Source organism: Pseudorhizobium sp. NPDC055634 (assembly GCF_053618655.1).
The window spans coordinates 140,269-153,407 of the sequence record NZ_JBSHHW010000004.1; the positions used below are offsets into that span (position 1 = coordinate 140,269).

The 13,139-nt window shown below is 64.1% G+C and carries 11 protein-coding genes; 6 read left to right on the forward strand and 5 right to left on the reverse strand.

The genetic code is table 11. The annotated features are described in order from the left end of the window. The first annotated feature begins 4 nt into the window (after nt 1-4). Entirely contained in the window at nt 5-349 is a 345-nt protein-coding gene (locus ACWGPT_RS08060) for a cupin domain-containing protein (RefSeq protein ID WP_452605085.1), read from the forward strand. Here ACWGPT_RS08060 and ACWGPT_RS08065 read toward each other — a convergent pair. Further along, nucleotides 339-830: a MarR family winged helix-turn-helix transcriptional regulator gene (locus ACWGPT_RS08065; RefSeq protein WP_452605086.1), complete on the reverse strand. Its 492-nt coding sequence runs from the start codon at nt 828-830 to the stop codon at nt 339-341. The two genes, ACWGPT_RS08060 and ACWGPT_RS08065, sit on opposite strands and share 11 nt — an antisense overlap. 139 nt (nt 831-969) lie before the next feature. Between ACWGPT_RS08065 and ACWGPT_RS08070 the strand changes: the two genes are divergently transcribed. Further along, on the forward strand, nt 970-1,800 hold the full coding sequence (locus ACWGPT_RS08070) for an SDR family NAD(P)-dependent oxidoreductase (protein ID WP_452605087.1): 831 nt from the start codon (nt 970-972) through the stop codon (nt 1,798-1,800). A gap of 3 nt (nt 1,801-1,803) precedes the next feature. On the opposite strand, the gene ACWGPT_RS08075 is transcribed toward ACWGPT_RS08070, so the two are convergent. From ACWGPT_RS08075 to ACWGPT_RS08085, 3 genes are all read right to left on the reverse strand, one after another. Beyond that, nucleotides 1,804-3,051: a cytochrome P450 gene (locus tag ACWGPT_RS08075; RefSeq protein WP_452605088.1), complete on the reverse strand. Its 1,248-nt coding sequence runs from the start codon at nt 3,049-3,051 to the stop codon at nt 1,804-1,806. Nucleotides 3,052-3,097: 46 nt separating this feature from the next. Then, nucleotides 3,098-4,861: a gamma-glutamyltransferase gene (gene ggt, locus ACWGPT_RS08080; RefSeq protein ID WP_452605089.1), complete on the reverse strand. Its 1,764-nt coding sequence runs from the start codon at nt 4,859-4,861 to the stop codon at nt 3,098-3,100. A gap of 95 nt (nt 4,862-4,956) precedes the next feature. Next, nucleotides 4,957-6,207, reverse strand: coding sequence for a GGDEF domain-containing protein (locus ACWGPT_RS08085; protein ID WP_452605090.1), 1,251 nt, complete (start codon nt 6,205-6,207; stop codon nt 4,957-4,959). A gap of 334 nt (nt 6,208-6,541) precedes the next feature. Between ACWGPT_RS08085 and clpP the strand changes: the two genes are divergently transcribed. The 4 genes from clpP (at nt 6,542) to hupB (ending at nt 11,971) form a co-directional block, all read left to right on the forward strand. Beyond that, a complete protein-coding gene (clpP, locus tag ACWGPT_RS08090; protein WP_452605091.1) occupies nt 6,542-7,174 on the forward strand; it encodes an ATP-dependent Clp endopeptidase proteolytic subunit ClpP in 633 nt (210 codons plus the stop codon). Nucleotides 7,175-7,449: 275 nt separating this feature from the next. Continuing rightward, nucleotides 7,450-8,727: an ATP-dependent Clp protease ATP-binding subunit ClpX gene (gene clpX, locus ACWGPT_RS08095; protein WP_152340432.1), complete on the forward strand. Its 1,278-nt coding sequence runs from the start codon at nt 7,450-7,452 to the stop codon at nt 8,725-8,727. A gap of 358 nt (nt 8,728-9,085) precedes the next feature. Beyond that, nucleotides 9,086-11,506, forward strand: a complete 2,421-nt coding sequence (gene lon / locus ACWGPT_RS08100; RefSeq protein ID WP_452605092.1) for an endopeptidase La — start codon at nt 9,086-9,088, stop codon at nt 11,504-11,506. Between the two features lie 186 nt (nt 11,507-11,692). Continuing rightward, a complete protein-coding gene (gene hupB, locus ACWGPT_RS08105) occupies nt 11,693-11,971 on the forward strand; it encodes a DNA-binding protein HupB (protein ID WP_052637900.1) in 279 nt (92 codons plus the stop codon). Nucleotides 11,972-12,091: 120 nt separating this feature from the next. On the opposite strand, the gene ACWGPT_RS08110 is transcribed toward hupB, so the two are convergent. Next, nucleotides 12,092-13,078 (reverse strand): aldo/keto reductase, encoded by a 987-nt coding sequence (locus ACWGPT_RS08110; RefSeq protein WP_452605093.1) that lies wholly within the window; start codon nt 13,076-13,078, stop codon nt 12,092-12,094. Between the last annotated feature and the right edge of the window lie 61 nt (nt 13,079-13,139).

Below are 13,139 nucleotides of genomic sequence, written 5' to 3' on the forward strand. Positions count from 1 at the left end.
GCCGATGTCCTTCGTCCTCCGCTTCGACCTCTCCACGATCCAGCCGGAGGAGGGCGCTCCGGCGCCCGACCGGCTGATCTCCGGCACCCCGCGGTTCCGGACCTGGAACCTGGAGGAGGTCGACGGCGGCCTCTATGCCGGAGTGTGGGAAGCGACGCCCGGCAAGTGGCGGGTCGTCTACGATGAGTGGGAGTACTTCCACATCCTCCAAGGCCATTCGATCGTGACCGAGGAGGGCGGCGAGCCGATGGAGCTCCGCCCGGGCGACCGCCTCGTCCTGAGGCCGGGATTCACGGGCACATGGGAAGTCGTCGAGACGACCCGCAAGGACTATGTGATCAGGCTTTAGAAGGCCCGCTGCCGGTACTGGCGAAGGCCTTGGCGAAGTCGGGCGAGGAGATGAAGGCGAGGGTCCGGCGCAGTTCCGCCGACCTCTCTTTTCCAAAGGCCTCGTCGAACCGGCGTTGTGCGTCTTTCCAGCGCGTCGCCACATCCGCCTGCGTGGATCTGCCGAGGGTTGTCAGCCGCACCCGCTTGACCCGCCGGTCGTACTCGTCCGCGACCATCTCGACGAGGCCGTCCCGCAAAAGCGGCTTCAGCGTGTGGCCGAGCGCCGAAAGGTCCATCACCATGGCCTTCGCCAGCACTTTCAGGCTCGGCTCGCCCAGAAGGAGTATCTGCGAGAGCAGGGAAAACTGCGTGCCCCTGAGCCCGCTGTCGCCCATTGCATCGTCATAGAGCTGGCCAAGCTGCCGCGATGCGCGACGAATCGCACTGTTGCTGCAGTAAAGCCAAATCCCGTTCTCACCGTTGTCGATCGTCTCTGCCATCTGTCCACCGTGGTCCGAAGCGCAGTCTACAGTCCCCGCAAGCGTTGCGCAAAATCCGCCGCGGCGGCCTTGCAAGGGTGAAGGACCTTCTCATATAAATAGGGGCATATGCCACTAAATCAAAATCGGGAGAACAGCGATGAGCATCGGATCAAGCCATGGAGCCCGTGGAAGGGCTCTTGTAACGGGTGCATCCTCCGGCATCGGCGCCACATATTGCGAGAAACTGGCGGCGCGCGGCTACGACCTCGTTCTGGTCGCCCGCGATGCCGGTCGCCTGAAGGTCTTGGCGGAGAAACTGGCGCAGCAACACGGGATCGAGGCGGACGTGCTGCGGGCGGACCTGGCCGATCGCGCCGATCTCGACCTTGTCGATCGTCGCCTGAGGGAGGACGGGAGGATCGACCTCTTCGTCAACAATGCCGGCATTGGCCCCAGGGGTCGCTTGCTGAAGGCTGACCTGGCCTATCTTGATCACATGGTCGATCTCAATGTCACCGCGGCCAATCGGTTGGCCGTCGCCGCAGCGCAGGCGTTCAGCGCGCGCGGCACGGGAAAGATCGTCAACATAGCTTCTTCGGTTGCCCTTTCTCCCGAGGTCTTCAACGGCACCTACGTGGCGGGAAAGGCCTTCGTGCTGGCGCTGACGGAATCGCTGGCTGCCGAACTGAGGGAAACCGGCGTCCAGGTCCAGGCGGTCCTGCCGGGCTTTACCCGCACGGAGATCTTCGAGCGTGCCGGGTCTTCCGTCGACAGGCTGCCGCCCGATACGGTGATGGAGGTCGGCGACCTGGTCGATGCAGCGCTGGCGGGTTTGGACCGGGGAGAACTGGTCACCATACCGTCGCTCGAGGATGCCGCCCTGCTGGACGCCTTCCGGAAGGCTCGGGCCGCGCTGGCGCCTTACCTTTCACTGAGAAGGCCGGCGGCGCGCTACCGCGGGGACGCTGCAACGGCGCGGGCGGTCTAGCCGCTACCAGGCGAGGTCCAGCCGCTCCAGCCCGTGGAAGTGATAGACCTCCTTCACCCGCGGCGTTTCCGCCATCCGGAGGCCGGGCAGGCGGCGGAAGAGGATCGGCAGCACCGTATTCAGTTCCAGGCGGGCAAGCGGGGCGCCGATGCAGAAGTGTATCCCAGCGCCGAAGGAGAGGTTCGCCGCCTCCTGCCGGTCCGGCCTGAAGACCAGGGGATCGGTGAACTTCGCCGGGTCGAGGTTGGCGGCCGCGAGGATCAGGCTCACCTTGTCGCCGCGCCGGAAGGAAACGCCGTCCACGTCGACATCCTCCAGGGCCCAGCGCTGGAAGATGTGGACGGGCGCGCAGATGCGTAGCGTCTCCTCCACCGTCCGTTCGGTCCTTGCCTCGTCGCAAAAGAGGTCGGCGGGCGGCAGGCCACTCTCCAGGATCACCCGCACGGAGTTTCCGATCTGGTGGACGGTTGCCTCGTGCCCGGCATTGAGGAGCACGATCGTGGTCGATACGAGTTCGTCGTCGCTCAGATACTGGCCCTTGTGCTCCGTGTGGACCATGTGGCTCAGCAGGTCCTCCCGCGGGGTCCTGCGGCGCTCGGCGATCAGCGTGCGGACATAATCGGCGAATTCCCGGGCCGAGCGGTCCGCGGCAAGCTCGTCCTCGCGGCTGCGCTTGAACATGTACATGCCGACATAGTCGTGGCTCCACTTGAGGAGTTGCGGACCCATCTCGTCGGGAATGCCGATCATCCGGGCGATCATCGTCACCGGGATGATGTCGGCGAAGGAGGACAGGAGTTCGGTCCGGCCCTCCTTCTCGAAACCGTCGATCAGGCTCTCCGTCAGCGCGGCGATCTCCGGCCGCAGCCGTTCGATGTGCCGGGAGACGAAGGCGCGGTTGACGAGGGTCCTCAGCCGGGTGTGTTCCGGCGGCTCGATCTCCAGGAGCGAATGACGCTCCGCAAGGTCGAAGTTTTCAAGATGCGGCTGCGGGCCGGGCAGCCCGAGTTCCTCGCGGCTCGCCACATGCAGGATCTGCCGGCCGAAGCGGCGGTCGCGCAAAAGGGCGTTGACGTGATCGTAGCCGGTGAAGAACCACTGCTTCTGCTCCTCCCAGAAGAAGGTCGGACAATGCCGGTGCAGCAGTGCGTAGACCCGGTTCGGGTCGCCGTAGAAGCCGGGGTCGCGGCCGTCGAGCGAGACGCGGCGGGTGTCGGGATCGATCCGGAGGAAGGGAGGCAATGCGGTCATGCCCCGAGGCCTACCGCAATCTTGCGGCCTTCGGAAGACCCTTCGGCTACTCGCCGAGCGCCACGCCCTCGCGCCTCGGATCGGCGCTGCCGGCAAGCCCGTCCGGCGTCAGTTCTATCGCCTGGATGCCCGATGTCATCTCGCCGGGCTTCACCTCGTAGCCGAGCGCTGTCAGCGGCCCGGCCATCTCCTCCGCCCAGGTGCCTGCCTCCAGTTCATAGGTGCCGAAGCGGTTGACGAGGTGGGGCATGGCGACGATCTCCTCGACCGGCATCTGCCAGTCGATATAGGCGATCAGCGCCTGCGCCACGTAGCCGATGATCTGGCTGCCGCCGGGCGACCCGATGGCGAGGAGCGGCTTGCCGTCCTTCATCACGATCGTCGGCGACATGGACGAGCGCGGCCGCTTTCCAGGTCCGACCCGGTTGGCGACCGGCATGCCGGCATCGTGCGTCTTGAAGGAGAAGTCGGTCAGTTCGTTGTTGAGCAGGAAACCGTTGGTCATCAGCCGCGAGCCGAATCCGTTCTCGATCGTCGTGGTCATCGAGACGACGTTGCCGTCGCCGTCGACGATGGAGAAATGGCTGGTGGACGGGAGTTCGATCGCCTCGCCGTCGCCGAAGAGGAGGGCGTGATCCCATTCCGGCTCCCCGGCCTTGACCGTATCTGCCGGCAGCGCCTTGTCGGTATCGAGCAGTGCCGCTCGCTCCGACAGGTAGTCCTTCGAAAGCAGGCCCTTGATCGGTGCGGGCACGAAATCGGCGTCGGCGATGTAGCGCTCGCGGTCCGCGAAGGCCAGCCGCTGCGCATCGCCGATCAGCCGCCAGCTTTCCGGGTTGCGCGGCCCGAGCGCGCTGAGGTCGAAGTTTTCGAGGATGCCGAGGATCTGGCCGACGGCGACGGCGCCGGAGGAGGGCGGTCCCATGCCGCAGATGTCGAGTGCCCGGTAGGTGATGCAGACGGGCTCGCGTTCCTTGATCCGGTAGTTCGCGAGGTCGGCGAGCGAGATAACGCCGGGATTGCCGCTTGCCTCGCGCACCGTGGCCACGATCGCCTCGGCGATCGGCCCCGCGTAGAAGGCATCCGCGCCGCCCGCGGCAATGGCTCTCAGCGTCTCGGCATAGGGTTCGTTTCTGAGGAGCGTGCCGGCGGGAAGCGGCGCGCCCGTTTCATCGAAGAAATAGCGGGTCGTGATGTCATGGGTCTTCAGCTTGTCGCCCTCCGCCGCGACCAGTCCGGCCAGCCGGGGAGACACGTCGAAGCCTTCCGAGGCAAGCCTGATCGCCGGATCGAAGAGGCCGGCCCAGTCGGACTTGCCGAGACGGGAATGGACGTCGTGCAGGAGGCGCACCGTTCCGGGCGTCCCGACCGACCGGCCGCCCACCACCGCATCCATGAACTTCATCGGCTGCCCGTCGCCGTCGAGGAAGAGCTTCGGCGTCGCCGCCATCGGCGCCGTCTCGCGCCCGTCGAAGGTCGTAAGCTTGCCTGAAGCGGCGTCGTAGTAGACGAGGAAGGCACCGCCGCCAAGCCCGGAACTCTGCGGCTCCACGAGGCCGAGCACCGCCTGCACCGCCACCATGGCATCGATTGCGTTTCCGCCTTTGGCGAGCACGTCGCGGCCGGCCTTCGACGCCAGCGGATTGGCGGCGGCCACCATGAACCGCTTCGCCTCCGCTCGCTCGGCGCTTCTGGTTTCCGTTGCGCCTTCGGGCGCGACCGCATCGGCCGCCTGCTGTGCGAAGGCCGGTCCGGTGGATAGGAGAACTCCCAGCAGAACGCCTGAAAGCCGCAGTGTTGAAGACGTCATGTCGTGCTCCCGCCCTTGGATCAGACCGGCCGGACGCGTGCCGGCAGGTCTTTCGGGATGTGGTGCACTGTAACCGCCGGGCAAGGGCCGGTCGGTCAGCCGGCGGCCGCCGACAGGCGGCGGAGCGCGGAGACCTGTTCGCTGGCGCTGAGTTCCAGCGCCATCTCCTGCTTCGTCAGCATCGTGGCCGAGGGGACGATCGCGACCCTGCCTGCGTCCTCGACGGCGGTGCAGTTACGGCCGGCGGTCTTTGCGGCGTAAAGCGCCCGGTCGGCCGCGCTGAGGAGGTGGTCGAGATCGGCCTTGGCGGCCGGCTGCAGCGAAATGCCCGCGCTGACCGTGATGCCGAGCCGCTGTTCGCCCGCCGAGATCGTCTGGAGCGCAAGCGTCATGCGCAGGCCCTCGGCAATGCTTGCAGCCTCCACCACGTCGGAGACCCGCAGGATGCTGGCGAATTCCTCCCCGCCCATGCGCCCGAATGCGCCGCGGTGGCTCAGCGAGATCGAGGCGAGGCGGGAGAAGGCGACGAGTACGGCATCTCCGGCCTGGTGGCCATGGAGATCGTTAACCTGCTTGAAGTGATCGATGTCGAAATGAAGAAGCGCGATGAAGGGCTTTCCGGGAGCTTTCGCGTTGCGCAGGCTCTGGAACTCGTCCATCAGGCCGCGGCGGTTGAGGATGCCGGTCAGCGGATCCGTCGAGGCGAGTGCCTTCAGCCGCTGCTCGGCGCGCTCGGCCATCATCTGGGCCCCTGTGAGCATCGCCGCGAAGAAGCAGAAGGCGCCCGGCACCAGCACGAGGCCAGGGGAGGGCAGCGCCGCCAACGACATGGCCTCGGCATATCCGGTCATGGCGGCATGGGTCAGGCCGGTGAGGACGTGGATCCCCAGGATCACCGCGAGTACGCGCCGCGGCCACATCCCGTCGGTGCGCCCGGGTACCAGCATGGCGATCAGCATGGCAAAACCCATGCTGGCGGAGACGTTGTAGAGCACGACGCGTCCGCTGAAGCTTTCCCGCACCGGCGAAAGAAGCAGGCCGCCGATCCAGATCAGCACGGGAATGGCGATATATCCCTCGAGCGGCTTGCCGTCGAATTGTCGCAGGCCGACCATCAGCATGGCGATGAAGCCGAGGACGAAGGCGTTGCCGACTTCGATCGACAGGAAGGAAGGGATCTGCCCACGCTGGCTGATCATCACGATACCCGCACCGAAAAGCGCAAAGGCGACGCTCCAGCTCAGCCGGAATGTCTGCGACCGGTAGCGTATCCAGCCGATGAACATGAGGAGCGATATCATGGCCGCCTGCGCCGCCCAGATGATCAGCCCCGTCAACATGTCCATGATCTTATTCCCTTCCGTCTGCGAGGTCCCGGCTTACTGCCGATTGCTTAAGGACGTCTTGCCGGCGGGGCGTCGCGGCCGCTGTTCAGGGGTCGTTTACCACGCCGTCTCACAAAGCTGTCGGTATCGTCTTTTCCCCGGTGCGCAGGCTCGCCTGCCGGGCGCGATCGGGTAGAAGCGGCGGGTGGAGCGCAGCAGGGCACGCGTCCGGCGCGATTAAGGATAACGCTGCCGCCGTCTTGAAGTGCCGGGCATTGACACTCTATGTAGGGGTTGACCTATTCCATCTGATTCTGGGGCTTCCACCTCCGGAGAAGCGTGACAAAGGACTGACATGAGAAATCCCGTCGATACTGCCATGGCTCTGGTGCCGATGGTCGTCGAGCAGACCAATCGCGGCGAGCGGTCGTACGACATCTATTCGCGGCTTCTGAAGGAACGCATCATCTTCCTGACGGGCCCGGTGGAAGATCACATGGCGTCCCTTGTCTGCGCGCAGCTTCTCTTCCTCGAGGCCGAGAACCCGAAGAAGGAAATCGCGCTCTACATCAACTCTCCGGGCGGCGTCGTCACCGCCGGCATGGCGATCTACGACACCATGCAGTTCATCAGGCCTGCCGTTTCGACGCTCTGCATCGGCCAGGCGGCCTCCATGGGTTCGCTCCTTCTCGCCGCCGGTGAAAAGGGCATGCGCTTCGCAACGCCGAACTCGCGCATCATGGTCCACCAGCCTTCGGGCGGTTTCCAGGGGCAGGCCTCGGATATCGAGCGTCATGCTCGTGACATATTGAAGATGAAGAGACGCCTGAATGAGGTGTATGAAAAGCACACCGGGCGGACCTACGAGGAAGTTGAAAAGACGCTTGATCGCGACCACTTCATGGATGCTGCGGAAGCGAAGGAATGGGGCGTGATCGACAAGATCCTCACCTCGCGGCAGGAACTCGAAGGCGGGTCTGCGGATTGAGGTGATCGGAATTCCCGCTCTCGTCACCCCTATGTTACAACGGCAGGGGGTTTCACAGGAGCGGGAAACCGGTATTAGTACTTGTTAATGCTGTGTAGAGCTTTGCTGCATAGCATTCGTGGTCGAGGGTTTCGTTGCCGCCGAGAGGGAGATTTTCTCCTCATCGGTCGAGTACCCCGGGCAAAGCCGCCACATCGTACCGGGTGGTTCCGGTGCCGGCGAATGAGTGGACCGCACCCGGCAACGGGAAGGCGGAGTGCTGGAAGGAAAGTGATATGAGCAAAGTCAGCGGCAGCAACGGCGGCGACTCCAAGAATACTCTGTATTGTTCGTTCTGCGGCAAGAGCCAGCACGAGGTCCGCAAGCTGATCGCCGGTCCGACGGTGTTCATCTGCGATGAATGCGTCGAGCTCTGCATGGACATCATCCGCGAAGAGAACAAGTCTTCGATGGTGAAGTCGCGCGACGGCGTGCCGACGCCCCAGGACATCATCAAGGTTCTCGACGAATACGTCATCGGCCAGCAGCAGGCCAAGCGTATCCTGTCGGTTGCGGTGCACAACCACTACAAGCGCCTGGCGCACGCCTCCAAGGGCGGCGAGGTGGAGCTTGCGAAGTCGAACATCATGCTGGTCGGCCCGACCGGCTGCGGCAAGACCTATCTTGCCCAGACGCTGGCGCGCATCATCGACGTTCCCTTCACCATGGCCGACGCCACGACCCTGACGGAAGCCGGCTATGTGGGCGAGGATGTCGAGAACATCATCCTCAAGCTGCTGCAGGCCGCCGACTACAACGTCGAGCGCGCCCAGCGCGGCATCGTCTACATCGACGAGGTCGACAAGATCTCGCGCAAGTCGGACAACCCGTCCATCACCCGCGACGTCTCGGGCGAGGGCGTGCAGCAGGCGCTGCTGAAGATCATGGAAGGCACGGTCGCTTCCGTTCCGCCGCAGGGCGGCCGCAAGCATCCGCAGCAGGAATTCCTGCAGGTGGACACGACCAATATCCTGTTCATCTGCGGCGGTGCGTTCGCCGGCCTCGACAAGATCATCTCCGCCCGCGGCGAGAAGACGTCGATCGGCTTCGGCGCCACGGTCAAGGCCGAGGATGACCGTCGCGTCGGCGAGGTCCTGCGCGAACTGGAGCCGGAAGACCTGGTCAAGTTCGGCCTCATTCCCGAGTTCATCGGTCGTCTGCCGGTCCTGGCGACGCTTGAGGATCTCGACGAGGACGCGCTGATCCAGATCCTGTCGGAGCCGAAGAACGCGCTGGTCAAGCAGTATCAGCGCCTCTTCGAGATGGAGGACGTGGAGCTTACCTTCCACGAGGACGCCCTTCGCGAGATCGCCCGCAAGGCGATCACCCGCAAGACCGGCGCCCGCGGCCTTCGTTCGATCATGGAGAAGATCCTGCTCGACACCATGTTCGAACTGCCCGCGCTGGAAGGCGTCCGCGAAGTCGTCATCTCCGACGATGTCGTGAAGGGCAATGCCCGTCCTCTCTACATCTATGCCGAGCGGCAGGAAGAGAAGGCGAACGTCTCCGCCTGAGGATGACGTTGCAGATCGGTTATGAAGAGGCCCCTTGCGGGCCTCTTTTCGTTTCCGGACGCCTTCTCGACCTTGTGCCTGTTGATCCCGCGCATTGTGCTTCGCTTGAACCGGTTTAATCGTTATGAATAGGGTTTAGGATTCGGCGGTTCCGCGTGCTCAACCGCGTGCGGCCTGCCTGTTTCCTGCGTCCGGCGTAACCCGCGTCTCCGTCGTCCCGGCGCCTTGCCAGCGCGGGGGGCAGGCGGTGAACGAGGCTTGAAATCAACAGTCGCACTCTCCACTTTGGGCTCAAGTGGACGGCCCGGATATCAGGTCTGGGGACGAATCCCGGCAACGGGATATGAAAGGAAGAAGAATGACGAATCCAACGTCTTTGGCACCCGGCGGCGAAACTTTCCCGGTATTGCCCCTTCGCGACATCGTGGTATTCCCCCACATGATCGTGCCCCTGTTCGTCGGACGGGAGAAATCCATCCGCGCACTGGAAGAAGTGATGGGGTCCGACAAGCAGATCATGCTCGTCACGCAGATCAATGCCGGTGACGACGATCCCGAGCCCTCGGCGATCTACAAGATCGGCACGGTTGCCAATGTCCTGCAATTGCTGAAACTTCCCGACGGGACCGTGAAGGTCCTGGTCGAAGGGCGTGCCCGCGCCAAGATCGACAGCTACACGGACCGCGAGGAATTCTACGAGGCGAAGGCCGACATCCTGGCCGAGCCGGAGGAAGACCCGGTCGAGGTCGAGGCGCTGTCGCGCTCCGTGGTTTCCGAGTTCGAGAACTACGTCAAGCTGAACAAGAAGATCTCTCCGGAGGTCGTCGGCGCCGCGAGCCAGATCGAGGATTACTCGAAGCTTGCCGATACGGTCGCCTCGCACCTGTCGATCAAGATCACCGAGAAGCAGGAGATGCTCGAGACGGTCAGCGTCAAGGGACGTCTCGAAAAGGCGCTCGGCTTCATGGAAGGCGAGATTTCGGTCCTTCAGGTCGAGAAGCGCATCCGCTCCCGCGTCAAGCGGCAGATGGAGAAGACCCAGCGCGAATACTATCTCAACGAGCAGATGAAGGCGATCCAGAAGGAACTCGGCGACGGCGAGGATGGCCGCGACGAGATGGCCGAACTGGAGGAGCGCATCTCCAAGACGAAGCTTTCCAAGGAGGCCCGCGAAAAGGCGGAAGCCGAAATGAAGAAGCTTCGCCAGATGAGCCCGATGTCGGCGGAAGCCACCGTCGTGCGCAACTACCTGGACTGGCTCCTGTCGATCCCGTGGAACAAGAAGTCGAAGATCAAGACCGACCTCAACAACGCCGAGAAGATCCTCGAGCAGGATCACTTTGGCCTGGAAAAGGTCAAGGAACGGATCATCGAGTATCTCGCCGTGCAGGCGCGCGCTTCCAAGATCAAGGGTCCGATCCTGTGCCTCGTCGGCCCTCCGGGCGTCGGCAAGACCTCGCTCGCCCAGTCGATCGCCAAGGCGACCGGCCGCGAATACGTGCGCATGGCGCTCGGCGGCGTGCGTGACGAAGCCGAAATCCGCGGCCACCGCCGCACCTATATCGGCTCCATGCCCGGCAAGGTCATCCAGTCGATGAAGAAGGCGAAGAAGTCCAACCCGCTCTTCCTGCTCGACGAGATCGACAAGCTCGGCCAGGACTACCGCGGCGATCCGTCCTCGGCGCTTCTCGAAGTGCTCGACCCGGCACAGAACTCGACCTTCATGGATCACTACCTGGAAGTCGAATACGACCTGTCGGACGTGATGTTCATCACCACGGCGAACACGCTGAACATTCCGGCGCCGCTGATGGACCGCATGGAGATCATCCGCATCGCCGGCTATACCGAAGAGGAAAAGTTGGAAATCGCCAAGCGTCACCTTCTGCCGAAGGCGATCAAGGAGCACGCGCTGCAGCCGAACGAGTTCTCGGTGAGCGACGACGCGCTGATGGCGATCATCCAGCAGTACACCCGCGAGGCGGGCGTGCGTAACTTCGAGCGCGAACTGATGAAGCTCGCCCGCAAGGCGGTCACCGAGATCATCAAGGGCAAGACGAAGAGGGTCGACGTCACGGCCGCCAACATCAACGACTACCTGGGCGTGCCCCGGTTCCGCCATGGCGAGGCCGAGCGCGAAGACCAGGTCGGCGTGGTGACGGGTCTTGCCTGGACGGAGGTCGGCGGCGAGCTGCTGACGATCGAAGGCGTGATGATGCCGGGCAAGGGTCGCATGACGGTGACCGGCAACCTGCGCGAGGTGATGAAGGAATCGATTTCCGCGGCGGCCTCCTATGTCCGCTCGCGTGCCGTCGATTTCGGCATCGAGCCGCCCCGCTTCGACAAGTCGGACATCCACGTGCACGTTCCGGAAGGGGCGACGCCGAAGGACGGCCCGTCGGCAGGCATCGCCATGGCCACGGCCATCGTCTCGGTCATGACCGGCATCCCCGTTTCCAAGGACGTGGCGATGACGGGCGAGGTGACCCTGCGCGGTCGCGTCCTGCCCATCGGCGGCCTGAAGGAGAAGCTGCTTGCAGCGCTTCGCGGCGGCATCAAGAAGGTTCTGATCCCGGAGGAAAACGCCAAGGACCTGGCGGACATCCCGGACAACGTGAAGAACAACATGGAAATCATCCCCGTGTCGCGCATGGGCGAAGTGATCGAGCACGCGCTCCTTCGCAAGCCCGAACCGATTGAATGGGATGGTTCCATCGAGACCCCGGTGATCGCCACCGTCGAGGGTGTCGACGACACGGGCGCCTCCATCGCCCACTAGGATCATGCCAATTTGGCACGCAAAGCGAAAAAAGCCGGCTACAAGCCGGCTTTTTTGGTGAAAATCACCCGATGCCCCTTGTTTTTCAGGCTATAGCGAGGCTTCTGGCTTGCGAAGGCCTGACGGGTATTTAATGTCGGGCCGGATCACTTGAGTCGTTTCAATACCAGTTGAAAGGGTGGAAACATGAACAAGACTGAGCTCGTTACGGCTGTGGCCGAAAAGGCTGGCCTCTCCAAGGCTGATGCGGCTTCGGCAGTCGATGCTGTATTCGACACCGTTCAGGCCGAACTGAAGAACGGTGGCGACATCCGTCTCGCCGGTTTCGGCAGCTTCTCCGTTTCTCGTCGCGAAGCCTCGAAGGGCCGTAACCCTTCGACGGGTGCCGAAGTCGACATCCCGGCTCGCAACGTGCCGAAGTTCTCGGCCGGCAAGGGCCTGAAGGACGCCGTCAACGGCAAGTAAGCCGCTGCGTCGCAGACAGATTTCGAGGCCCGGCTTGCCGGGCCTCTTTTCGTTTGGAGAAACCTGTTCCCGGAATATGCCCGGTTTTCTCCTGTCCGCTGCCTATCCGGCCCGTGCCGCCTACCAGCGCTGGTGGACGTGCGGGGCGATCAGGCGTGCGTAGATTTCGCGGGTTGCCGTCATCACCGCGTCGGACAGGGGTGCGAGATCGGCCGCGGCGGCGTTGGCGCGGGCCTGCTCGGCATTGCGCGCACCCGGAATGACCACGGTCACCGCGTCGTTCATCAGGATCCAGCGCAGGGCGAAGGCCGCCATGGACGCACCCTCCGGCACCAGCTTGCGGACTTCCTCCACCGCCTGCAGCCCGACCTCGAGCGGCACGCCCGCAAACGTCTCGCCGACGTCGAAGGCCTCGCCATGGCGATTGAACTGGCGATGGTCGTCGCTCGCGAATGTCGTGTCGCGGGTAATCCTGCCCGACAGGAGGCCGCTCGCCAGCGGCACGCGGACGATGACCGCGACATCCTTGCGCCTGGCTTCCTTGAAGAACAGGTCGGCGGGGCGCTGGCGGAAGATGTTGTAGATGATCTGGACGCTGACGACGTCGGGATACTCGATCGCCTTCAGGGCCTCCTCGACTTTCTCGACGCTGACGCCGTAGTTCCTGATCTTGCCCGCCCGGCGCAGGTCGTCCAGCGCTCCGAACACCTCCGGCCGATAGAGAACCTCCGTCGGCGGGCAGTGAAGCTGCAGGAGATCGAGGCTCTCGACGCCGAGGTTGGAGAGGCTCCGGTCGACGAAGGCTTCCAGGTTGGTCCTGGTATAGCCGTCGGCCTTATGCGGATCGAGCCGCCGCCCGGCCTTGGTCGCGACCATCGGCCGCTCGCCGCGGCGCCCCTTGAGGACGCCCGATATGATCTTCTCCGAACGGCCGTCGCCGTAGGCGTCCGCGGTGTCAATGAAGGTGACGCCGGCATCCAGCGCCGCCTCCAGTGCCGCCCGTCCGTCGGCCTCGCTGACAGTGCCCCAGGCGCCGCCGATCTGCCATCCGCCGAAGCCGATCTCGCCGACGGTGAAGGATGTGCGGCCGAACTGGTGCTGTCTCATGGTCTCTCCTCCGATGCCTATCCACAGGCCTGTCCGGCAGACGCTTCCGCCATGCCCGCCC

Coding starts and splice junctions, on each gene's coding strand:
- clpX (WP_152340432.1), top strand. CDS start 7,450: ATGAGCAAAGTCAGCGGCAGCAACGGCGGCGACTCCAAGAATACTCTG.
- ACWGPT_RS08060 (WP_452605085.1), top strand. CDS start 5: ATGTCCTTCGTCCTCCGCTTCGACCTCTCCACGATCCAGCCGGAGGAG.
- ACWGPT_RS08070 (WP_452605087.1), top strand. CDS start 970: ATGAGCATCGGATCAAGCCATGGAGCCCGTGGAAGGGCTCTTGTAACG.
- clpP (WP_452605091.1), top strand. CDS start 6,542: ATGAGAAATCCCGTCGATACTGCCATGGCTCTGGTGCCGATGGTCGTC.
- lon (WP_452605092.1), top strand. CDS start 9,086: ATGACGAATCCAACGTCTTTGGCACCCGGCGGCGAAACTTTCCCGGTA.
- ACWGPT_RS08110 (WP_452605093.1), bottom strand. CDS start 13,078: ATGAGACAGCACCAGTTCGGCCGCACATCCTTCACCGTCGGCGAGATC.
- hupB (WP_052637900.1), top strand. CDS start 11,693: ATGAACAAGACTGAGCTCGTTACGGCTGTGGCCGAAAAGGCTGGCCTC.
- ACWGPT_RS08065 (WP_452605086.1), bottom strand. CDS start 830: ATGGCAGAGACGATCGACAACGGTGAGAACGGGATTTGGCTTTACTGC.
- ACWGPT_RS08075 (WP_452605088.1), bottom strand. CDS start 3,051: ATGACCGCATTGCCTCCCTTCCTCCGGATCGATCCCGACACCCGCCGC.
- ggt (WP_452605089.1), bottom strand. CDS start 4,861: ATGACGTCTTCAACACTGCGGCTTTCAGGCGTTCTGCTGGGAGTTCTC.
- ACWGPT_RS08085 (WP_452605090.1), bottom strand. CDS start 6,207: ATGGACATGTTGACGGGGCTGATCATCTGGGCGGCGCAGGCGGCCATG.